This is a genomic window from Grimontia sp. SpTr1 (genome assembly GCF_947387585.1).
In the GTDB taxonomy this organism is placed as follows: Bacteria; Pseudomonadota; Gammaproteobacteria; order Enterobacterales; family Vibrionaceae; genus Enterovibrio; species Enterovibrio indicus.
Genome location: NZ_CANDOD010000013.1, coordinates 14,594 through 37,168, shown reverse-complemented (window position 1 = coordinate 37,168; position 22,575 = coordinate 14,594). Strand labels below are relative to the sequence as shown.

At 48.5% G+C, this 22,575-nt stretch carries 21 protein-coding genes; 7 read left to right on the top strand and 14 right to left on the bottom strand.

Annotated features, from left to right (window positions below; all coding sequences use genetic code 11):
• The first annotated feature begins 9 nt into the window (after positions 1 to 9).
• From QL223_RS17475 to QL223_RS17460, 4 genes are read left to right on the top strand one after another with little or no spacing between them, the layout of a single operon-like run.
• Positions 10 to 504 (top strand): TadE family protein, encoded by a 495-nt coding sequence (locus QL223_RS17475; RefSeq protein WP_281545451.1) that lies wholly within the window; start codon positions 10 to 12, stop codon positions 502 to 504.
• 3 nt (positions 505 to 507) lie between these two features.
• Positions 508 to 1,062: a tight adherence pilus pseudopilin TadF gene (tadF, locus tag QL223_RS17470; RefSeq protein WP_281545450.1), complete on the top strand. Its 555-nt coding sequence runs from the start codon at positions 508 to 510 to the stop codon at positions 1,060 to 1,062.
• Between the two features lie 2 nt (positions 1,063 to 1,064).
• Positions 1,065 to 2,384, top strand: a complete 1,320-nt coding sequence (locus QL223_RS17465; protein ID WP_281545449.1) for a pilus assembly protein — start codon at positions 1,065 to 1,067, stop codon at positions 2,382 to 2,384.
• A 27-nt stretch (positions 2,385 to 2,411) separates the two neighbouring features.
• Positions 2,412 to 3,035, top strand: coding sequence for an OmpA family protein (locus QL223_RS17460; RefSeq protein ID WP_281545448.1), 624 nt, complete (start codon positions 2,412 to 2,414; stop codon positions 3,033 to 3,035).
• 301 nt (positions 3,036 to 3,336) lie between these two features.
• Here QL223_RS17460 and QL223_RS17455 read toward each other — a convergent pair whose 3' ends face one another.
• The 10 genes from QL223_RS17455 to QL223_RS17410 all read right to left on the bottom strand — a co-directional run bounded on the left by QL223_RS17455 (position 3,337) and on the right by QL223_RS17410 (position 15,264).
• On the bottom strand, positions 3,337 to 4,032 hold the full coding sequence (locus QL223_RS17455; RefSeq protein WP_281545447.1) for an ATP-binding cassette domain-containing protein: 696 nt from the start codon (positions 4,030 to 4,032) through the stop codon (positions 3,337 to 3,339).
• Positions 4,032 to 5,753 (bottom strand): ATP-binding cassette domain-containing protein, encoded by a 1,722-nt coding sequence (locus tag QL223_RS17450; protein ID WP_281545446.1) that lies wholly within the window; start codon positions 5,751 to 5,753, stop codon positions 4,032 to 4,034. The genes QL223_RS17455 and QL223_RS17450 overlap by 1 nt, the downstream gene beginning before the upstream one ends.
• Entirely contained in the window at positions 5,731 to 6,582 is an 852-nt protein-coding gene (locus QL223_RS17445) for a branched-chain amino acid ABC transporter permease (protein WP_002538773.1), read from the bottom strand. The genes QL223_RS17450 and QL223_RS17445 overlap by 23 nt, the downstream gene beginning before the upstream one ends.
• A 17-nt stretch (positions 6,583 to 6,599) precedes the next feature.
• Positions 6,600 to 7,766, bottom strand: a complete 1,167-nt coding sequence (locus tag QL223_RS17440) for a substrate-binding domain-containing protein (RefSeq protein ID WP_002538771.1) — start codon at positions 7,764 to 7,766, stop codon at positions 6,600 to 6,602.
• A gap of 31 nt (positions 7,767 to 7,797) precedes the next feature.
• Positions 7,798 to 9,204 carry an indoleacetamide hydrolase gene (gene iaaH / locus QL223_RS17435; protein ID WP_281545445.1) on the bottom strand — a complete coding sequence of 469 codons (1,407 nt, stop codon included), beginning with the start codon at positions 9,202 to 9,204 and terminating at the stop codon, positions 7,798 to 7,800.
• 104 nt (positions 9,205 to 9,308) lie between these two features.
• A complete protein-coding gene (locus QL223_RS17430; protein WP_281545444.1) occupies positions 9,309 to 11,309 on the bottom strand; it encodes a tyramine oxidase in 2,001 nt (666 codons plus the stop codon).
• A 143-nt stretch (positions 11,310 to 11,452) separates the two neighbouring features.
• Positions 11,453 to 12,559, bottom strand: a complete 1,107-nt coding sequence (locus tag QL223_RS17425; RefSeq protein ID WP_281545443.1) for a class II histone deacetylase — start codon at positions 12,557 to 12,559, stop codon at positions 11,453 to 11,455.
• A gap of 135 nt (positions 12,560 to 12,694) precedes the next feature.
• Complete coding sequence (locus QL223_RS17420; RefSeq protein WP_281545442.1) at positions 12,695 to 13,714, bottom strand: helix-turn-helix transcriptional regulator; 1,020 nt, start codon at positions 13,712 to 13,714, stop codon at positions 12,695 to 12,697.
• Between the two features lie 126 nt (positions 13,715 to 13,840).
• Positions 13,841 to 14,299, bottom strand: coding sequence for a MarR family winged helix-turn-helix transcriptional regulator (locus QL223_RS17415; RefSeq protein WP_281545441.1), 459 nt, complete (start codon positions 14,297 to 14,299; stop codon positions 13,841 to 13,843).
• A 2-nt stretch (positions 14,300 to 14,301) separates the two neighbouring features.
• Positions 14,302 to 15,264, bottom strand: coding sequence for an MBL fold metallo-hydrolase (locus QL223_RS17410; RefSeq protein WP_046303166.1), 963 nt, complete (start codon positions 15,262 to 15,264; stop codon positions 14,302 to 14,304).
• A gap of 297 nt (positions 15,265 to 15,561) precedes the next feature.
• Between QL223_RS17410 and QL223_RS17405 the strand changes: the two genes are divergently transcribed.
• Entirely contained in the window at positions 15,562 to 17,232 is a 1,671-nt protein-coding gene (locus QL223_RS17405; RefSeq protein ID WP_281545440.1) for an FAD-dependent oxidoreductase, read from the top strand.
• The gene (locus QL223_RS17400; RefSeq protein ID WP_002538760.1) at positions 17,229 to 17,414 is read left to right on the top strand and encodes a DUF2783 domain-containing protein; all 186 of its coding nucleotides are present in this window, start codon (positions 17,229 to 17,231) and stop codon (positions 17,412 to 17,414) included. The genes QL223_RS17405 and QL223_RS17400 overlap by 4 nt, the downstream gene beginning before the upstream one ends.
• Positions 17,415 to 17,500: 86 nt before the next feature.
• Here QL223_RS17400 and QL223_RS17395 read toward each other — a convergent pair whose 3' ends face one another.
• The 4 genes from QL223_RS17395 to QL223_RS17380 are packed head-to-tail and all read right to left on the bottom strand — an operon-like array spanning position 17,501 to position 21,169.
• Entirely contained in the window at positions 17,501 to 18,289 is a 789-nt protein-coding gene (locus tag QL223_RS17395; RefSeq protein WP_281545439.1) for a helix-turn-helix transcriptional regulator, read from the bottom strand.
• Between the two features lie 22 nt (positions 18,290 to 18,311).
• The gene (locus QL223_RS17390) at positions 18,312 to 19,613 is read right to left on the bottom strand and encodes a TRAP transporter large permease (RefSeq protein WP_002538758.1); all 1,302 of its coding nucleotides are present in this window, start codon (positions 19,611 to 19,613) and stop codon (positions 18,312 to 18,314) included.
• A complete protein-coding gene (locus QL223_RS17385) occupies positions 19,606 to 20,160 on the bottom strand; it encodes a TRAP transporter small permease subunit (protein WP_281545438.1) in 555 nt (184 codons plus the stop codon). Before QL223_RS17385 ends, QL223_RS17390 begins: the two co-directional genes overlap by 8 nt.
• A complete protein-coding gene (locus tag QL223_RS17380) occupies positions 20,150 to 21,169 on the bottom strand; it encodes a TRAP transporter substrate-binding protein (RefSeq protein ID WP_002538755.1) in 1,020 nt (339 codons plus the stop codon). Before QL223_RS17380 ends, QL223_RS17385 begins: the two co-directional genes overlap by 11 nt.
• Positions 21,170 to 21,547: 378 nt before the next feature.
• On the opposite strand from QL223_RS17380, the gene QL223_RS17375 reads away from it, so the two are divergent.
• Positions 21,548 to 22,501 (top strand): helix-turn-helix domain-containing protein, encoded by a 954-nt coding sequence (locus QL223_RS17375; protein WP_281545437.1) that lies wholly within the window; start codon positions 21,548 to 21,550, stop codon positions 22,499 to 22,501.
• Positions 22,502 to 22,575 lie beyond the last annotated feature (74 nt).

Below are 22,575 nucleotides of genomic sequence, written 5' to 3'. Positions count from 1 at the left end.
GGCTAAGGCATGCAAAGTAGAAAACAGCAAGGGACCCTGACGGTGGAATTTGCCATGGGTTCGTTTGCGTTTGTCATCCTGTTTCTGGCGTGGGCGGAATTCAGCTATTTGGGTTTTGTTTCCTCCGTAGTGGACTACGCCGCTTCCGAATCCTCACGTTTTTCGCGCACACAGTTTGCCGACGACACGCTGAATGACAATGGCGACATCACGGCGCTGGGATACCAACAAGCCTTCACTGGTTTTCTTCGCGCGCAGGATGCAGTTTGGACAAAATTCGTCAATCCCGATGCTTTTCAGACCCAGTTCGTTGCCTTCGCCAACATTGAAGCGTTGAAAAACTGCCAGAGTCTCAATGCTTGCAGCAATGGTGGTTCTTTGCAAAAACCGCTGGCGGTTTACCAACTGACGTATGACTACACCCCAGTGTTCAGTGGGCTATACGATAACAGCAATATCAGCCTGACCCGCGAAGTGATCACCATTCAGGAATACGAGAGGTAGGCGATGAAACAATCACAGCAAGGCGTCTTCAGTGTGGAATTTGCTCTCGTGGTCTTCATTCTGACGGCTGTCATCGCCTTTACTATCGCCATGGTGGAAAAGCAGTCGATGATCGGACAATTAGATCGCGCGGCATACGGTGCGACATCGGTAATCAAAGAACGCACCAAGCTGTTCGACCGCCAATTTACGCTTTCCTCTTCCCTGAGCGCAGATGTGCATCAAATCATGGTCTCTTCACTCAATCGCACCATGAAGAGTTTTGATGCTTCCGCACTCGGTGGGCTCTATCAGGTCATGACCTTCTCTTACCAAATGCAAAATGGCCAGTACCAGCTCACACCAAACCCGGTGATCAGCTACCGTCAGGGGCAAGTAAGCTGCCAAGAATCTCCGCCCTTAAGCGACCTTTCTTTACTCGCACCGGAAACCGAACTTGGCAGCCTAACCGCCCTTTATCGCGTCACTCTTTGCTACGAACGCAGCTCAGTCAGTAGTCGCCTAATGCCAGAAATATTCAGCAAGGTGAGCGCGCAGGCCGCCATGTTAGGGAGGTAACAATGAAGCGCAGCCTCAAAAAGCAACAAGGCACAGCCGCCCTTTTTACCGTGCTCATGCTCCCCGGTTTTCTCGCTATGATGTACATGACCATTGAAGCGACAAGGTACATGCAGGATGAAGCCAAGATCGGCGATGCCATGGAAGCTGCCGCTCTGGCGGTGTCCGGCAATGTTGATAAAAACATTGACACGAACAAAGCGCTGGTAAAACGATATGCAGATTTATACCTACCCGATGCCAATGTTCAACTCGAAAACATCAATGTTGAGGTCCAGTCCTGCGAGGATGTGTATGGCGCACGTTGTGGTGAGCCCGGTGTTTACGACAGGCATGGATTCTACTTTTCAGAGTTTCGCATATCTGCCACGGTCAGCCAGCAAAGCTGGTTCCCGATAACAGAGAAGCTCCCTGGATTTGATGAAACCATCAATTTCGACGGCAAAGCCGTGGCGCGGAAATACATATTCGATCCGCTGGATTTAATCCTGGTTCTGGATATGTCCGGTTCCATGGGAAATGCCTGGTCAGCTTCGGGGTCCGACCAAGACAAATATCAGGGTGTATTGGACATCGTCGAGCGTTTGGCCACCGACATTCATACCTTGAATCAGGAAATCGCGGACGTAAACAAACGACACCGGATCGGAGTATCGGTATTCAGTGACAGGGTCGTGCACAAAGAAGATACCGCCTACGGCACACGCTATTTTAGAAGCTCCTATTTGTATCAAGCCCATGAAGACAACTGGCGTTACAAATACGCAGCTCAAAGCACCCTGATGAATAACCTGTTTAACGACCGTTACTTCGGAATCTACACCAGCCAAAGCAGTGACAGTACAACCTTCTACAACATTGATTTAACCAAAGACCTGCCTGCATTAATCAATCAAGTGAAGTATTTCACCCCGTCCGGATATACCGCTTCTTTTGAAGGCATTGTGGCTGGGGCCAGAATGCTTTACGGGTCACTAGAACCTGACGTAAAGCGTAAAAAGGTGCTGATCATTCTTTCAGACGGTGAAGATTATGGTCGTGATTACTATGGCTATTACAACCACAAATGGGACGGAATAAACCTCTACAACGCGGGCATGTGCAATGCCATGCGCGACGCTTTCATTGCTCAAGACGCGCAACTCACACTCGCTGTGATTGGCTTTGATTACGATCTTGAACGCAACCAAGGATTGAAAACCTGTGTGGGTGAAAAGAACGTTCACACCGCACGGGATTATGACGACATTTACAACACCATTGTTCCCATCATCGCAGAAGCAGTTGGGCATTTGTTTTATCGCGATTACCAAGCAAATTGAAACCGGCCAGCCTTTGGAGAAGAATGAATGAACACGAAATCCACCACATTGTTGGGAGCATTGATGGCACTGACCTTCAATGTTTCAGCTCAGTCTTCCTATTCCCTCTGTCAAACGTTAGAAGGTGGTATCGAACACAAGGTTGAGAGTGATTCTCCCTTTTGGGTTCATAGCCATACTGTGCAGGACTTCCATCGGCTCTCAGAAGAAGATCAAATATGGCTGAAACAGCTTATTCAAAAACAGTTTGATCAGAGCGGTCAATCAAAGCCCTGCCAAAACCCGGACGCTTCGCAACTGTCGATAGTTCCTCTTCCCGACGGAAGTGGGATGCGAATTTATTTTGGGTTCGATGAAGCCATCCTAAACAACAAAGACAAAGAAAAACTGCTGAAACTGGTCACCCGACTGAAAACCAGCAGCCCAAGTTGGACACTTGAAGGCCACACAGACGCCATAGGCTCTGCCACTTACAACAATACTTTGTCTTTAGAGAGAGCCCGAACGGTGAAAACGTTTCTGCTGGATGCAGGAATGAAACAAGAGGCGTTAACCCTGAAATCATTTGGTGAGAACTCCCCCATTGCCGATAACCAGAGCGAAGATGGTCGTAGGATGAACCGCCGGGTAGACATTGTCTCAGGTAACTGATCGTCAAATGCAAAAAGTCGCTGACTCTCATCAGCGGCTTGTAAGGCAATCATAAAATCTTCGTTGGTTGGGTTTCTATTCGTATTGCATGAACTAGATGAGCATTGAGTTGGCCCGCTCAATAAATCATCCAGAAATGAGTATAATTTCAACCGTATACGAGTGTAACCAAGTTCTGTTTGATGTAGTCAAAAGCTACCTTTACAGTTGTGAAAGCCACCAGTGCAGCTTACGGCTGCACTGAATGATTAGAAGATAATTTAAACTTTGTTGTTAGGGCAAAAGTATTAAATCAGAAACCCTAAATAACCAGCTCTCGCACCACATGATGCCTTAAGTTGTGAGATGCTGGATAAAATGACTTCAATTCACCGTGATCCATCACCCAACAGGCATCAGCGATTTGCTCTATCAGTGAAAGGTTCTGCTCTGCCACAAAGAAGCCTCGTCCTTGTTTAGCTTGTTCGAGGATCACCTCCCCCATTCGCTCGATGTTTTCAGGTTGAACACCTTCTGTTGGCTCGTCAAGCAAGGTTATCAGTCCATTTTCTGCTATGGCTCTACAGAAGGAAACCAACTTCCGTTCCCCACCAGACAATTTCCCAGCCTGCACGTCATAACGTTTTTCGACGATCGGAAAAGCCTCAAGAAGGCGGTGAGCAAGAGGGTTTTCACCCCACTTACCTGTCAGTGATAGGTTATCCCGCACAGTCAATCCCCCAAAAACTGACTGTTCTTGTAATCCATGGCTAATTTGCTTTTGCTGTCGCTCAAAAGCATTCAAGCCCGACAGATCTTTTCCATTAAGGCATATATGACCTTTGCCGGGCGCCAGCGCTCCCGACAAGAGTTTCATTAAAGTGGTTTTTCCCACACCATTGCGACCAGCAAGGCACACAACCTCTCCTTTCCCGATTGAAAAGTTCACATCCCTGACGATCGTAATATCGCCATACCCACCGGAAAGACCTTTCACATCCAGAATTTTGTCTGACATTACTTGGTTCCTCCTGCGTAAATGGCTCGTACTTCCTCGTTCTCACGAACAAAATCAAAGCTGCCAAAACACAACATAGAACCTTGATTCATCACCAGCACTTCGTCAGCCAATTTCTCCACCACTTGCATGTCATGCTCGATAATCACACAGGGTTTTCTCTCTCTGGCGATGTAATTTTTGATGATGTCGATGAGCGTTTTTGTCTCGACAGGTGAGAGTCCCGCACAGGGTTCATCCAGCAATAACAAGTCAGGTTCAGCAAGACAGGTCATCGTAAAGTCCAGCATTTGACGTTGCCCTACCGATAGCGATCCGGCCAAGACTTCACCCTGTTCAAGAAATGGCATCGCTTCGTAAAGCGCGTTTAAAGATGCAGAACGTTTTCCGTATTTGGCGACTCGGAATAATGATTTCTTATTCGAACGGCTTGCCCACATCGCCAAATGAATATTCTCTTCAACGCTTAGCGATGGGAACACACAAGGAATTTGTAATTTCCGACCTATACCCTGACGTGCAGCGTCATAAGGCTTACGTGGACTAAAGCGTTCTCCATTCCATACAAGCGTTCCGGAAGAAAGCGGCAGCACGCCAGTCATAGTGTTGAATGCCGATGTTTTTCCTGCGCCGTTTGGGCCGATTAGGCACTGAATACCCTTTCCACCCAATCTCATATCCAAGGACGATAGAATATTAACTGCTCCTATCGATACGGAGACATCATTGATGGCGAGCGTCACGCGCCGTTCAGGCGAGTAGGGATTAGGTTCCTCATCTGACTTGTCTTCCTCAATACGCTTTTTCGTCGCGGGCAACCAACCTAGCAAACCCTTTGGTAAAAAGAGCACCACAACAATGAAAATAGATGCGACTATCACTTCCCAGTAAGGGAAAGACGCTTTCAACTCACTGGACACCATTCCCATCACCAAAGCACCAACAATAGGACCAACTAGCGTAAAACGTCCTCCCACTGCAGCCCAGATAACAAACTCTGCCGAAAGGAAAAAGCCCAGTGCCTGTGGCGTAACGATGCCCTGATGGACACTGTACAATGCGCCGGCCAACCCAGAAACCGCAGCGCTTATAGCAAAGACAATACTTTTCAGTTGGTCACTTTTGTAACCCAGCAAGTCAACACGCTGTTCATTATCACGGATGGCATTAAGCAAAAGTCCGAATGGCGTGTTTTCTAAATACTGAAGGGACAAAAGCACAACTGCCACTGCGCCTGCAATCACCCAATACAGGTTTTCGTAACGATCTGTTCCTGGAATGTCGTTAATGCCGTTAAGGCCATTAAACCCGCCAGTGAGGCCATCAAAAACCAATGCCAGTTGCGTTGCCAACATGGCAACCGCCAGTGTGATCAAAGAAAAATAGGGGCCGGAACTCGAAGTACGTGAGAACACCAGTTTTCCCAACGCGAAAGCTAACAACGCTGGTACCAGAAGTGCTAAAGACAGTCCTTCTACGACACTGAACACCGATGCCTGCTCAACATTCACATAACCATAAAGATACGCGCCCAATCCAAAGAAAGCGGCTTGGCCAAGCGGTAAGAAACCTGCCTGCCCCCAACAAGACGCGACACTCAATGCTGCGAGTCCGAAGATTAAATAGAGACCAACCTCATATGCAGTAAAGCTATCGATAAACAGAGGCAGTGCGAAGATAAACGCGATCGCGTAAAAATTAACGTTGCGAAATGATGCCATTGGGTTTCCACCATAAAAAGAAAATCGACAGCAGAAGCACACCTGTATAGCCGACGACCTTGTCGAACAGGTTGGAGAGGGACTGATCTAAGCCGCCAATCATGCCGCTTCCCAGAATCAGGCCTTCAACGCTGCCGAGGCCGCCAATCACAAGGGCGAAAAATGAGGAGAGCAAGTAATCCAGCCCCATGTAGGGGTCGACCCTCACCAGAGGTGCAATCAATGCACCGGCGAGCCCTGCCGTACTGACACCGAAAACAAACGTGTAAAAGGCAACGCGTTCAGTGTTTATTCCGACAGCCTGCGCCAGTGCAGGGTTGTCTACCATCGCACGAATTTTGAGGCTGGCAGGGCTTTTTCTGAACCATAGGTAGATGCCGGTCATCAAGGCGGCAATCAACACCACCAAGAGCAATCGATAAACTGGGTAATCAACACCAACAACATCGACGGTACCAGGCAAGTATTGAGGAACGTTTTGATACTCCCTACCAAAAAGAGCCTCAATCCCTTTTCGGATGAGCATGGCTACACCCCAAGTTGCCAACAAGGTGTCAAACGGCCGCTGATAAAGGTGCCTGATGAGGCCCTTTTCCATGAGTGCGCCGACTAAAGCACTCACAATGACAGCCAAAAAAAGGCCCGCAGGCCAAGGCAGTGACCATTGACTTGCGAGCAGCGCGCTATAAGCGCCAAGCATGACAAACTCGCCATGCGCCATGTTCATCACACCTAGTAGTCCGAACACAGCGGCAAGGCCTGTTGCAACTAACGCCAACACTGAGAGGCTGTAGATGACGTTCAAAATATACAAGGTCAACACATCCATGTGCGTCACTCTCTCCTTTAACTGCAGGTACTGCCGCTAGGCACGTTTTCAAAAGTTTCAACAACGCGGAATCTGCCGTCGACGGCTTCCGCAAGATAGATATCTTTATCAACATGCCCCTTCGTCAGCGTCATGTTCCCGCGAGGAGAAGAAAATGACGCGCCCTCAGAAGCGCTGGCAATTTTTTCAGCCGCTACGCCTTTTGCTTCGTTTGCCAAGGCTTTGAAGAGATAGACACCGTCATAGCAGGACTCACCTAATGCATTGAGTGCAGGTGCATCACTGCCAAACTTTTCGTAGTAGCGCTCAGCAAATGCGGCGGCTTTTGGCGAGTTAATGTTCTGAAAATAACCTGATGAAGAGTAAAGTCTTGCAGCATTTTCAGCCCCAATACCTGCTAGGGTATTTTCTTCTATTAAGGTGCCCAATCGCAGGGCTTGCTTGTCCAAACCGAAGTTTGCAAATGCGCGGTTAAAGCTCACTGATGCACCACCAACCAAAGTGATCAGTACTGCATCAGCGCCACTGGCTTTGATTTTTGCCAAGCTGGAGTCGAAGTTATCGGCTGAAAATGGCAGATATTCCTCACCGACTACCTCACCACCTGCTGCTTTAATGTATTCTTTCGCCGCAGCATTCGAGTCACGTGGCCAGTTGTAATCATTACCAATCAAATACCATTTACTGACCTTGTTGTTTTTTGCTAACCAAGGAATGACCGGCGCCAATTGCTGCGCAGGGGTCTCACCGAGTACATAAGTTCCCTCTGCACATTCACCACCTTCATAGATTGGCGTATAGATGTAAGGCACCTCGCCTTTGAACAAGTTGGTGAGTGCACCTCGCACAGCACTGTCATGCATGCCAATAAACGCATCCACTTTTTCGCCTTTGTACAGGCGCACCGCATTTTTCAGCGCATCGGAAGGAGAACCGCCAGCATCGGCATAAAACACTTCAACCTGCTTGCCTAAAATGCCACCCGACTTATTGATTTCTTCAACCGCCATTTCTGTACAGTTTTTACAGGACGGGCCAAACAGACCCGCGGGGCCTGATTGGGGAATCATCACACCGAGTTTAACTGTCTCCGCAGCGAGAGCCCGGGTTGAGACAAAAGTCGGTGCAATCGCTGCCAGCAGCGCAGCACTCATCGACGAAGTTAAAAATTCGCGTCTTTTCATTGTTGTGTTCCTTACATCTATGAAGAGTGGATCAGGGGCGTTGCGTAAAGTTGAAGACTGACTCCAGCGCTTCCGCGATCGATAGCAACCGCTCATCGCTGTTGAAAGGTCCATCAATTTCGATACCAACAGGCAAGCCGTCATGGGTTAGGCCAATGGGCAGGCTTATTCCTGGAATGCCTGCATTGCTGCCTGGATCGGTGTTATGAATAAAAGTTGGAAAGGTAGGTAAGCGTTCACCATTAAGCTCAACGGTTTCATCATCACCAATAGGCGCGGCAGGCAGCAAAGTGGTTGGGAAGATGACAGCATCCACGCCTTGCTTCGAGAAATAGTCTGCGTAGGTTTGTTGGAGTTTAGGACGAACCACATTAACAGCTTCTCGATACACGGATTCTGGCATCGCGCCATCAGACATCAGCGAAGCCATCAATCCACTCACGTCAGGGCTTAAAGCATGTTCAGCGACGTCTTTAATACTGATATGTGATGCATGAGCGGTAAGATAGGCAGGTAAGTCCTGCATAAATTCATAAAGCGCAATCGGGAAACTGCAGGCTTCATCAAGTTCACCAACATTGGGAATATCCGCCTCTACCAAGGTCACGCCCGCATCAGAAAGTTTCTTTAGGGCGTCTTCAGATAATCTGCCGACTTCAGGGTCTAGATTGTCAAAGAAATAGGCTCGGGGAACACCCAGCTTGATAGAAGAAAGACTCGCTACTTCATCAATGGCGGAATCGTTTTTACCCGCCATGATGGCATCCAAGATTCGGCAATCCTTGACAGTATTCGCCATTGGACCTGCCGTATCCCGGGTATGGCTGACAGGTACCAGCCCTTCTGATGGATAGCGCATCATAGAAGGTCTAAAGCCAACGATCCCACAGAGTGCAGAAGGTAACCTTACGGAGCCTCCTGTGTCCGTCCCAATGCCTGCTGGCATAATGCCAGCTGCAATCGCCACAGCGACACCACCGCTGGAGCCGCCAGGGATCCGCTCTGTATTCCACGGGTTTTTCGACGCGCCGCTATATCCATTGTTAGTCGTAATACCAAAGGCCAGCTCGTGCATGTTTCCCATGCCACCCACTAAGGCACCACTGTTCAACAGCCGCTCAGCCACGACGGAAGCGCTGCTGATATTTCCCGCTAATGCTTTAGTCGCAGCAGACGCAGCAAGAACACCAGTCTGAATGTTATCCTTGAAGCAAAGTGGGATGCCATTGAGCCCTTCACCTGCTTTTCCACTCTGGTCAACGTCCCTCGCTGCCTTTCGAAGCATCTCCCAGTCAACCGTAATAAAAGCGTTAAGGTGTTTCAGACTTTCCGCGCGCTCGATAACCGCGTCGATGTAGGATTCGCAGGTTAACTCACCCGATTTAAATGCTGCCTGCAGCTTTTCTAACGTAAACGGTACATCTCTCTTATCCGTCATCTTTTGCTCCTGAGAATTATGCTTCCTTTCCCTCTCAGCATGAGACGAGCACGAAAAAACCGCCATCCTCAACAATGAGGATGGCGGCAAAGACGTGAACTCAATTACTTCTCAGAAGGGGTTTCTGCATTGCGGATTGTCAGCGCTGGATTATGGGCAAAGAAGTTGTGTGGCATGATGTGTACCGTTTTCCACTCAGTGGACATCACAGGCCAATCTTCCATTCTTGGGATGTGATGAAAGCCAGCCGTAAACCAAGTCACGATATCTGCATTCATCAGGGAGCGGTCTTCTTTCACCCACTCTGCCAACGTGTCCGAGCCATCACTTTGCACAGCATATTTGCCTCCGGCATAGCGCTGGTCCGGATCATAAACCGTGTTCCAAACGGCATATTGGATGTAGGCATTTCGCCTCATTGGCGGATCATTTTCAAAATCGAATGGCCCATAAGCCACCGAACCATGGTGTAGCATGTAGCCTGGTTTATGCCCCAGATATCCGTCGCGTTTTGCATTACTGATATGCAAGTATCTTGGCTTAGCGGTTGAGGTTTTGTATCTCGCATCCAGCTCAGAGTCGAGCATGGTGTGTTTCACTTCCCACATTGAGCGTCGCGGTACAGCGGGATCAACTGAGGCAGGAACAATGTCCATCGTTGCCGCATGGTTCACTGGTTGATCGATATCGAAGTCAATCCGGAAGTTGAAGTAATGATCATGATTCGCCGCGACTAAATTTGGGGCAATCAGGGTACCGTAGCGGGTATCTTCCTTGTAGGTTTCGCTGTCAGTGCTCACCGAAGCTACCCCTTTCACCGCATCAAGACCGGATGCGCCGACTTTGACATAGAGTTGGCCATCTTGCTTCAAACGGTAATCAATCAGGTAGTCGTAGTTACCCACTTCAGATGCAGTGCGAATCACCAATTCCGTTTCAGGACGCCCTTCGGCAGGGACAAACTTATCTGGACCTTGCTCAAAGACTTCGTAATGACGCCATGCAGGATCGCCAATATTGCGCTCAAAAATACAAATCGCGTTAGGAATTTCGAGTGGATTACCTTGGTCATCCGCAATCATTGCGGGTAAGAACGTCGCATAAACCGGGCAATCTATCCCAGCCTCAAGTGGTGTCATAAACAGCCCAAACCCGTACTCACCACTGTCCATATAGGTACGCCAGTACCAGCCTTCTGTCGGGTCCATATAGGGAACGAAGACTTCTGACAAATGCGCTTGATAGATAATCGGACGCCACGTGCCTTGGTCGTTCACGTCGATATTCGACACCACGAGACCCGCGCGTTTCTCGGTACGGAAATTCAAACGCCAGATGTCCCATTCAAGGTGACTCCCCTCAATGGTGTAATTCGGTTCACCCGTCTGAGTCACAACCGCCGGATTCGTTTTGGGTCTCAGTGGAACTCTTTTCGCCACTTCTTCTTCCGTGTAACCCCAATCGTCAGTGGGAAGCGGCACTGCGCCAGTATCAATGATTTCAACGACTTCTTTTTTGCCAATGTCATAGGTGGCAAATAAGCCCTCAATAGGCTTCGCGTAATAATTTGACCCGGTAGGGAGGACATAACATGGCACCTTCATCAGGCGCGAGTTTTCAAAGGCTTCTGTGAAGAAATTACCTGCGGTTAGAGGAAGACAAAAGACATCGTCTGGTTTCAAACCACGTTTGGCTAACCCTTTTTCCATGTCTGGATGAGAAGTCGCGCCGGTCAATGCACCAATAAACTCTTCAAACAGGATCATGGGTTGACCGCTGCCCTTGATAAGTTGATTAGACTCTACTTTCTTCTGAGTGATGTTGACCACCGCTTCATAAAAACCCTCAGGTCCAGTCATCACCACTGTGGCACGTCTATCCAAGGGTTGGCCTTTTTTCCACGCCAGAACTTTCTCTTTTGGCGGCTCTTTTAAATCAATGAGAGGAAACAGCGTATTCTCGTCGGCTAGCTCAGAACCACGCAGAATGCTTTGTATCGATTTATATTCTTCGGCCGTCAGGCCATCCAGCGGGTGGGCACTCAATGGCATCGATAGCAATGCCACCAAAGCAAGAGGTAGAAATACAATCCTTTTTATCATCATCTCTTATCTCCTTTCATCCTTTTCACTTTCAGGGTGTTTTCACCTTAAAGGTTGAAGGATTTCACTTCTTGGTACTGGGCGTCAGACCCGTTGGAGGTCAACGACAGGAGAACAGCGGATTGCAGGCAATCCGCTGTTGGGGCCTACCGTTTTAGTAGTGGCGCAGACTCAGCGACCCAAGCGATTAATGCTGCCTGATGGGGTTGGCATTCCTGCCCACCCATTCCGCCAACAATCGGTAAGAAGGGGTCTTCAAGCTCCGTTTTCAAGCCGCTTAACGCCTCCATGACTGCCAAACCACAGTACGGCACATAGGCTGTGGAGTAGCCGCCTTCATGAATACATAGCAAGTGACCGTGACAGAGCTTCTCGGCTGCAGCCACCAAAGACTCAGTCATGTATCTATAGGTTTCGCTCGTCGCCATATTGCGGCCAAGCGGGTCAATCGCACTGCCATCAAAACCGGATGACACAATGATCAGTTCAGGTTGATAAGCTTCCAGCGCGGGAAGTACAACATCTTCAAAGGCCTTGCGATAAGCCCCATCACCAGAGCCCGGAGGTAAAGGAACGTTGATATTGTAGCCTTCACCCTCTCCCTCACCGCGTTCTTCCAATGCACCAGACATCGGCGGGTAAAAGTTATCCTGATGAATGGAGATAGTGAGCACACCTGAGTCTTGATAGAAAGCGCCTTGCTGGCTATTTCCATGGTGAACATCCCAATCAACGATGGCTATACGTCCCATACCGTGGACATCCCGGGCATAATTCGCCGTGATAACGCCATTGCCAAAAATACAAAACCCGCGCCCCATTTCAGGTTCTGCATGATGACCAGGCGGACGAACCAAGCAATACGCATTGTCGACGTGCCCTTCCATCATCCGATCCATCGCCTCTAAACAACCTCCCAAGCTCATCAGGGCTATTTCATAACTACCTGGACCAAAGGGAGTAAGCTCGCCAGCATCACCGCCATTGGCATCACTCATTTCGCGAATGCTATCGATGTAGGCTTGAGAGTGAAAACTAAGCAAGTCGTTATTGTTAGCTAGTCGTGGGGGAATCGTGGTTAGAGAATCAGCAAGGCCTGCCACATTCAGAAGATTAAGCAAGCGTCGCTTCGTTTCCGCATTCTCCGCATGCTTATCGGGTTGAATAGTGAGCCCAGGTGGCAGAAAAGCAGCGGCTTCTCCGGTGTTATGCCAGAAGTAGAGTTCGTGTGTCACCAATCCAGTCTTTCTCATCTTGCTCCTCCTTGGATAACCTGATCAGTCATTTGAATCAGGTGATTAACCAACAAGCTAGGAGCTAGAAGCAGAACCTTGAATGATGCAAATGCATTGTTTTACATTTTTTCAGAGGATTTCCCTTATGGTGTATCAAATAAGGGAACGGTATTTTTCCACCAACTCAACTTTGTTTCTGATGCCAAGTTTCAGGTAGATAGACTGCAGGTGATTGCGTACCGTCGTGGGAGCACGGTTAATCTCCTGAGCAATTTCCATATAGGTTTTCCCTTTTGCAAACAGCTCGGCAACCTGTGCCTCCCTTTCGGTCAATTCAGATAGCAAAGATGAAGGGTAAGCCCGCAAAAACCAGTAACTGTCTATAGATTCAAATGTCAGCGTGAAATGTCTTCCTTTCCATGACGAGATGTTCCCAAGAACACTTTCTTGAATCTCATCCGGTAAAACGCATCCATCCCAGTCTGGGTAGTCTCGTTTGAGCAGTTCAATAAAGCCAATCGACGGTGTATTCAGCATAAACCCACTGTCAAACATCGCTGCTTCCAACACGCGGTTTGCCTGCGCACTTTGGTTGGTCAACACCGAGAATTCAAGGCAATGATTGAGGCTAAGTACAATGTGGGGCATGACAAGGCGAAGGCAATTCCCGTCTTGCGGTTCAAACGCTTCACCTTCCCTATTTCGGTACAGCGAGAGAAAATCCACCAGCAAACTCTCTCCCATGTTCCCTTTGGCATCCAGCAAGAGTTCAGGATCGACTTTCATGAACGAGAGCACTTGGTGAATGTCGTGCTGCCAAAGAAAATCACACAATGCCCCGCTCATTGTTTCGAGCTGAACCTCTGACATAAAAGGCGTGGTGGCATCGTTGTAGAGACTTTCTGCAATGGTGTCGCAGTCAGCAATTTTCTGCCATTGCTCAAAGTAATCTTCTGGTAATTGAAACAGCGAATTGCCGTGTACTTCAGGCGTATCAGAGAGTTCGGGAAAAAGAGCGCGTCCCCACCATGCGCTGTCAAAATGAATAAGCTGACGAAGCTGCGTAATGGTCCATTGCTTGAAATCACCAGGCTGCATATGGCTGGATGCCTGATAAAGCAGTGCGACAAACTGCAATATATCTTCAGTCGTTGAAACGCTTTTACCCTTCATCAGCCGTTACTCCATGGCCATTCGATTCGCTTTAAAAGCTTATATCCAAACCAACGGATTATGTAGGAAGCGGCAGAAGGTGGAGAGTTAACAAGTCAGGATAAGCAGGACTAGAGTCTGCTGACCCTAGCCTTTCATTTGCTCCAGTCGGGCATCCAACTTTTCCATCACACGAAGGAAGTCGCGGTACTCAACGGTATCAAGTACATCAATAAGCTCAGCTTCCCAATCCAGCGCTTTGGGAGCGATTTTCGCATAGAGATCACGGCCTGACTCACTGAGCGAAAGGAATGACACACGGTTGTCTGTGCTGTCTTTTACCTTCAGCAAAAGACCTTTTTCTTCAAGCAGTTTGACCGCGCGGGAGACCCGGGATTTATCCATAAAAGTGAGATCACCGATGTCTTTGGCGTTCAGTTTTTCATGCTCAGCCAACCGAGCAAGAATCCGCCATTCGGGAATAGAAACATCAAACTCTTCCCGATAGATTTTCGAGCAGGCGTTACTGATACCATCAGCCAAATTCACCATCCGATAAGGAAGAAACTGGTTGAGCATTAATGTGCGATGTTTTTTCTGTGTCATTCCTAATCCTGTAAAGCGTCCCAGACTTCCCGATCTTTCTCTGCGGTCCAGATCTCGGGCCAGTCCTTACCTTCAAATTCGTCCCATAATCGTTTTACATCAAACGGTAAGCAATGCTCAAATATCGGCCATGCGCCAAACTTAGGAGCGAGCAATGTGTGGGTTTCCTCGAATGCTTCTTTCAGTGTTCCACCGCGCTTATGCACTGCTCCGACGGTGTCCAACATACCCGTTAAGAAGCCGCGGGTTTGCTCAATCGCAGCATTGACTGCATCGTTACCCCGCGCCACCGCGCCGCGCCCCCCGACTAATATATCAGCTTGATATGACTTCACTTTATCCAGAGTTTGAGATGACCAGTCAAAGTGGAAGGCATCCCCAGTGTAAAGTGCTGCCTGGGCCTCAACCAAGTCCCCTGCAAACAGTATTTTTTGCTTAGGTAACCAAGCAACAATGTCTCCTGCAGTATGCCCTCGGCCACAATGTTCAAGTACCAAGCTTCCGCGATCACCACCGAGCGGGATTTCAATGCGGCTGTCAAATACAACGTCCGGGTGCGTTAAACCCGGAATGCCCTCTGGTTCTCTGAACAAGCGAGGCATACGCCCGAATTCACTTTCCCAATCCTGCTGGCCACGTTCTTCAATAAGCATTTTCGTGCTCTCATGCGCAATGATGGTTTCCGCGTTAAAAGCTGATGCGCCTAATACCCTCACTGCATGGTAATGAGACAAAACCAAGTATTTCACAGGCTTGTCCGTATGCTCTCTCAGCATAGTCAGCCAGTCCTGAGCAGCTTTGGGTGTGGCTCTTGCTTCAAAGGCGATAACGAAGTCTTCTGCTTCTATCGCGCCTACATTGGGATCACCCTCTGCCGTTAACGCGTAAACGCCTTCGGCTAATACCTCAAGTGTTTCCTGTTTTTCACCTAAGTCGGCGGATGATGCGAATGGTTTCGTTGCCATGTTGGTTCCTTTAGCGTGATTGACTTCCTAAAACCAAGATAGCAAATACTCTCACGTGAGATTTACAAATATCCATCGTCATATCAAATATAAGACACTAAAATTTTCACTCATCAATGAGAGAGATAAAAACATAAGGTTAAATCTTTAATTTACAATGCATTAATAATTTAAGACAAAACAGGCTTATTAATAAATAGCTAGATCCTCCCAAAATTGAAACAGCATTTTCTTGATTCTGTCATTTAATCACCTCTAAATATATTCTTACATGAGAACATTTTTAGATGGATTTTTATGTTATCAACTTATACCAATCCGGTTTATTCCTATTCGAGGAGTAAAGACCAACAATCAGGCACAGTGACCCATCACAAGGTCGTGATTATCGGTGGCGGGCCAGCGGGCTTATCCATGGCTATTGATCTTGCAAAGCAAGGCGTCGAGTCCGTCATACTCGATGACAACAACACTGTCAGCGTAGGGTCGCGGGCCATTTGCTTCGCCAAACGAACACTCGAAATCATGAATCGGTATGGCTGCGCAGAGCGGATGGTTTCAAAAGGCATCACATGGAAAAAGGGCAAGGTTTTTTTTGGTGACGAAAAGGTCTATGAGTTCGACCTACTACCTGAAAAACACCATAAGCTCCCAGCCTTTATCAACCTTCAACAATATTACTTTGAGGAATATCTGGTCGATGTGATTGAGACGCTATCGGAGGTCGATCTTCGCTGGAAAAACAACGTTCAGGTTGTTGATGCGCAAACAGACATCAACCTGCTAACCGTCGATACACCCGACGGCACTTATCAGATTTCCTGTGATTATCTTATTGTTGCGGACGGCGCAAACAGCCCTATTCGCACCAAGCTGGGTTTGGAAAGTAAAGGACAGGTTTTTCAGGACAGATTCCTGATCGCTGATGTGGTCATGAAAGCCGATTTTCCTACTGAGCGCTGGTTTTGGTTTGAACCACCCTTCCACCCTGAGCAGTCCGCATTATTACATCGTCAGGCCGACAACGTTTGGCGCATCGACCTGCAGCTCGGGTGGGATGCAGACCCCGAATGGGAAAAAAGGGAAGAGAACATTCGTCCCCGTATCGAAGCCATGTTGGGGCCAGACAAACACTTCGACCTGGAGTGGGCAAGTGTGTATACCTTCCAGTGTCGGAAAATGGATGACTTCATCCATAAACGGGTGATTTTTGTCGGTGATGCAGCACATCAAGTCAGCCCTTTTGGTGCACGCGGCGCAAACGGTGCAGTCCAATCTGTTGAAAATTTAGCTTGGAAGCTATGCCGGGTACTGAACCAAACGGCCTCCCCCTTGTTGCTTGGTACCTATAATGATGAGCGACAGTTCGCGGCAGAAGAAAACATCCTGAATTCGACCCGCGCGACCGACTTCATCACCCCCAAAAGCACCATGAGCAAGGTGCTGAGAAATGCGACACTGGAACTGGCAAAAAACTACCCTTTTGCGCGTCCACTGATTAACAGCGGCAGATTATCGACACCCTGCACATACCGCAATTCAACGTTAAATACGCCTGACAGGGACACGTTCAATAATGTGTTGATTCCGGGTAGTCCTATTCTGGATGCGCCTGTAAACCAACATGAAATGGCTTCCTGGCTGCTCGATTGGGTGGGCAATCATTTCGTAATCATGATTGCAGAAAGTAGTACAGAACAGGATAAGCTTCTGGCTGAACTGGCAAAGATAAGCGACTTGGAAGTACTGCTAATCAGCCACGATCAGCAATCTGCAAACCTCCGAGGAATCACTCAACTGACAGACACACAGGGATTGCTCCACCAGAGATATGACTTATCTGAAGGTACGGCTTATCTCTTTCGCCCTGATCAAGTGATCACCGCACGCTGGCGACAGCCGGCAATTAACGACATAACAGAAGCCATGCAGCGCGCACTTGGTCACCAACTGGATGAAGCACAATGAAATTGAATATCGAGCCGAATTTCACCGATGGAGATGCATTCTATGCAGCACTCGCCAACATTTATAACTCTCTTCCTCCAGAAGAGGTCATGACGGTAAACGCCAAGTTGGTGTTGCTTCTCGCCAACCATATCGGCGAACAAGAAATTCTGGAACAAGCCATCGTGGCTGCAACCCAATAATTGCCCGTGCCGCCTCTTTTAGATGCACCTTATACCCAAATAACCTGAGGAAAAAGGTCAGGTTGTTTGGGTATATCCCTCTCTCATCAGTGGGTCAGAACTTTATGAATCAGCTGCGTTCTCCCCCTCACATTGAGCTTTTCAAAAAGATGCTTCATGTGAGTCCGCACTGTCGTGAATGAAACATTATATCGTCGGGCAATCTCCTTGTCGGAAAGCCCTTGTATCACCGCCAAACACACGTCCACTTCACGCGCGGTCAGGTGATACTCTTCCACCAGAAAGTCTTCATCCATCCCCGAAGATGCATTGATGTCCGGGATAACATCGGGTCTGACATCTTCTTTCGAAAAAGCACCAGGTCTTGCGTGCTTCATGGCATTGGTGAAAGCCGCGCCCATTGCGTTGACAATTTCCACATCTCTTTTGGTGAAGTCATTGCGTCTGCGACTTCTCCAGATCCTGATATCTCCGATATTCTGGCGACCATCATGGGCATGGAAGTTCAATCCATAAGTCAGTCCATCAATAGACAGGAAGTCGTTGAAGAACTCCGTCTGCTTCAGCGCACTGTGCGGCATGATTTGACTCACTGCCGTCGCCTGTTTACGTTGTTGCAGCTTGGGCGTAATAGGATCGTGATACTGAAAATAGCTTTCATAGTGAGAGAGATTGTCGTCAGACATATTTATCGCCACGCGATGAGAAAAGCCGCACCGCGGCCCGTCCCATACATAGGAAGCAAAGTAATCAGCACCAAGAAGATCCAGCAAGCATTTACCCACTTGCTGGCGCATTTCCGAGCATTCCATGCCCGCATTCAAACACTCTGCAATCTGGAATACTGCATGAGTTTCTCGCATAGACAGGTTCACAACGTCCCCCTGTTACACAAATTTATCCATAAAGAAAATTAGGTAAACCCAGCGCCAAAGCGGGGATGAAAATAATGGCAAAAAGCCTCACCATATCTGCAACCCAAAATGGCATCACACCGCGAAATACCGTGCGATTATCAAGGTCCTTGAACATACCGCTCAGCACAAAAACATTCATGCCAACCGGCGGCGTAATTAAGCTGATTTCCGTGACCACCACGACCACAATGCCGAACCAAATCAGGTCAAAGCCCATACTTTGAACCACAGGGTAAAACACAGGAACGGTCAACAGCATCATCGACATACTTTCGAGTACAGTGCCAAGCATCAGGTAAATCACGATGATCATCAAAAACACTAGCATGGGCTGAAGATCCTGAGTGGTCAGGAAATGCACCAATCCCTCAGGAAGACCCGCACGGTTGATAAAGTTTGAGAATATCAACGCGCCCAGCACGACAAAGAATATCTTTGCGCTCATCACCGCCGTTTCAAAAAGGACTTCCTTCAGCAGCTTTTTGGTAAGCAGGTCACGCAGATAAACGATCACCAAGGCACCAAAACTCCCGATACCTGCGGCTTCGGTGGGTGTGAAAATCCCCAGATATATCCCACCCATAATGATGGTGAACAAAGAGGCAATACCGGCAATACCTTTGTAGGCCTCCCGCTTCTGCTGAGACGTCATTTCATGCCCACGGGGGCCTGCTTCTGGCGAGCGCCACACTACGTACTTCACCGCCGCCAGATACAATAAAATTCCCATCACCCCAGGCACAAAACCTGCCGCAAACAACTCACGGATACTTTGTTCTGTCAAAATACCGTAGATAATCAACGCCACGCTGGGAGGAATAAGGATGCCAAGCGTCCCCCCAGCGGCAATACAGGCAGACGCCAGGCTGTCGGCATAACCGAACCGACGCATAGAAGGGATAGCCACCTGACCCATCGTTGCTGCCGTCGCCAGACTGGATCCACAAATCGCGGAAAAACCGCCGCACGCCGTGATGGTCGCCATGGCCATACCACCGCGGTGGTGTCCCACCAGCGCATTAGAAGCCCGAAACAATTCAACAGACATCCCTGATCGGCTGATTAAGTTACCCATCAAAATAAACAAGGGGATCACGCTCAACGCTGGGTCTTGTAAGGTATCGACAATTCGGCGGGCACTGATCGTCAAGGCAGCAGTGAAATTGAAATCCAGTAAAGAGGCATATCCTACGACGCCTACCAGTGTCATGGCGTAAGCCAAAGGCATTCGCAGGACACACAGCAGCAAAACAATCGTGAGTCCAATCAGGGCACTAATCATGACGCTCCCCCTCCAAGGACTCAACATGGCTATCTAAGGTCGCCGTTGAGCAGATTCCCCGGAACAAAAAGGCGAAAGCACTCAACAGCAAGCAGAAAGCAATCGCATACATCGCCCAAGAGGCCGGAATGTCGAGGTACTCTGTCACCAATTGCTTTCTGTCAGCACGTGCTGCCAATTTATGGACGCTCATCGCCAGATAGATGCAGCCAACACTGAGTCCAAGGGAATAAATCCTCTCAACCCACTTGGCAAACGCCGGGCTGATGGCATCCGTGAGTAAATCCACCCGGATTTGATCATCTTTAAAAACAAGTAATGGCAACATCAGCATAACCAATACCAACAGCATGAAGCCGGTCAATTCGCTGCCACCCAAGATAGGAGTGCCGAGAAGGTATCTGCCCAACACATCAAGGACGGTTAATAACATCATGCCTATCAGTGCCACAGCACTTGTCCAACGCATCAAGGGAAACAGGTAACAACATCCTTGTTGGAACAATGACCAGTAGTGTTGGCCAATGCCTGTTTTATTACTGACCATTAGCGACCTCATATGCCTGAGCCTCTTCGCGGAATGCTCTCAAAGCAGCTTTGGCATCCACGTCACGATCTTTGACTGACTCAACCCAAGCCTTATCTAAGTCGCCGGTGACCGCAGCGAAATACGCCAAATCCTGGTCAGATGCATCAACAATCTGGTTCCCTTTTTCGCGGGCGATACCTTCTGCATAGTCGTCAGCATCAGCCCATGCTTTCGCCGCCATTGCGGACAGTTTCTCGCCGGATACCGCCATAATAGCGTCTCTGTCTTTTTCAGACAGCCTATCAAGAGTATCTTGGCTCAGAAAAATACCGAAACTGCCCAAATACATGCCATGAGGCAGCTTCAGTGTATAAGGTGCAACTTCATGTAGTTTCAGTGTCGTTTTAGTCGACATCGGGTTAAACACACCATCTACAACACCTTGCGTCAGCATTTCATAGATTTTGTTAGCAGGCGCTGCGACGCCGGTAACACCGAGGCGCTCACCGATTGCAGACTGAATGCCGCCACCCACACGGATTTTTTTGCCTTTGATATCCTCAAGGCTCTCCAAAGGTTCACGCATATGGATCTGGCCGGGGCCATGAGTAAAAACGCCTACTAATTCAACGCCATCATGTTCCCCTGCCTCAGCAAGGTAATCCTCATGAATCCGCCAATGGGCGACAGATACCGCTTCTGATCCGGCATTGTGGTTAGGTAATTCCGCGAGGCTCGTCAGTTTAAACTGACCAGGGAAATAGCCGTGGTAAGTCCAGGCACCATCTACCGCGCCATCTTCCACCAAGTCAATCAGACTGTTGGGACTTCCAAGGTCATAGACCAAAGTAATCTTAACGCGCCCTTCAGTCGCTTCTTCAATCCATTTCCCCCATGTTGGCAACACGGTTTTATTCATCGCCGCTGCTGGGGAAAGCCATGTGGCAATCTTAAGTTCAACCTCTGCCATCACACTCATAGGCAGGAAAAGCAAACCTACTGCTACTCGCCAAAACACTCGTTTCATTACAACCTCACAATCCGTTACGATACACATAATGACAATATTTAACATATAACGTAACATGTCATAACAACAAACTAACATTACGATAAATGCGTTGATTCTCGTTCTTGAAACAGCCCTGCATACCGCACATTTAAAAACAACAGGTTAGAGACAAAACATGTTAGTGGTAGACGAGTAAAAGGCAGAAGAGTGATTGAGAAGCACAGTACTGAAACAGCTAAACAGCCGACAGGATGTAAACTTTTTGTGATAAATAACGAAGGCGAATGGCATGGCGACTTTTTGCACTTTAGCCTTGATGACTCGAATTTTTTCAATAGACCCAAATTTCGAACCAGAAAAATCTGAGTAACCGCGCAACCAAGGAGGGCTGTCGTGTTATCCCATCTTAGATTGAGCCAAACCAAGCCAAGCCTCGTGCACCTCGACGAGTTACAAACCATGATCACTGCATCATGCGGGCAGTATTCACTTGAGCCAAAACAAACCGACACCCCCTCTCTCCAAGGCGCGCTCGAGCCCTTCATGCTGTCCCGCTACGAAGCCATTAGTGTTTGCATGAATGTGGGTCAGGTAACACGGTCAGAACGCATGATTAAACAAGATCCTGGTGATCATCTTTATATGCTGGTACAGGATGAAGGTCGCTGCGTCGTCGAGCAAAATCACAAGCAACACACCTTGTTGCCCGGCGACATATATGTCGTCGATTCTACCCAACCAAGCCGCTTTATATTGAATGGTCATGCCTCCAGACAAATCTCTATTCACCTTCCAAGGGAAGAGATGCTCCACCGATACGGAAAAGCCATTACTGGTGGCGTGATGGTTGAGCATGACGATCCTTTGCGAACCGCGCTGATTGCTGTGGTAGCAAAATCAATGGAAGAAGGCATGCCAGACTCCTGCGCCCGATTGATGGATTCCACTTTTGACCTTTTAGGAATTTACATCGACGGGAAGGAAAAACAGAAAAGCCAAAGCGAGCGTGAAAAGCAGGGAGTACTTGGACGGGCACTCTCTCTGATCGACCGAAACTTTAACGACCCGGCATTCGACGCCTGCCAACTCGCCGATAAGCTAGGGATATCCAGTCGAACCCTTCAACGCCAGTTTCAATCCCTTGGGGAGTCACCTACCCGAAAACTCATCAATACCCGACTTGATAACGCAAAAGCGCTGTTAATGGGCATGTCTCAAAGCGACGATCACAGCTCTGTGACCAACGTGGCCTACCACTGCGGCTTCAGCGATCTCTCCTACTTCTACAAGGAGTTCCACAAGCGTTTTGATATGGCACCGGGCGCGATGGTGAACTGTCGCCAATAGCCAATGAGTTTGGCGGTTTGTTCCAAGTCACTCAAGTTAACTCATCCTAAGGTGGGGTAATCATACTCATCAAC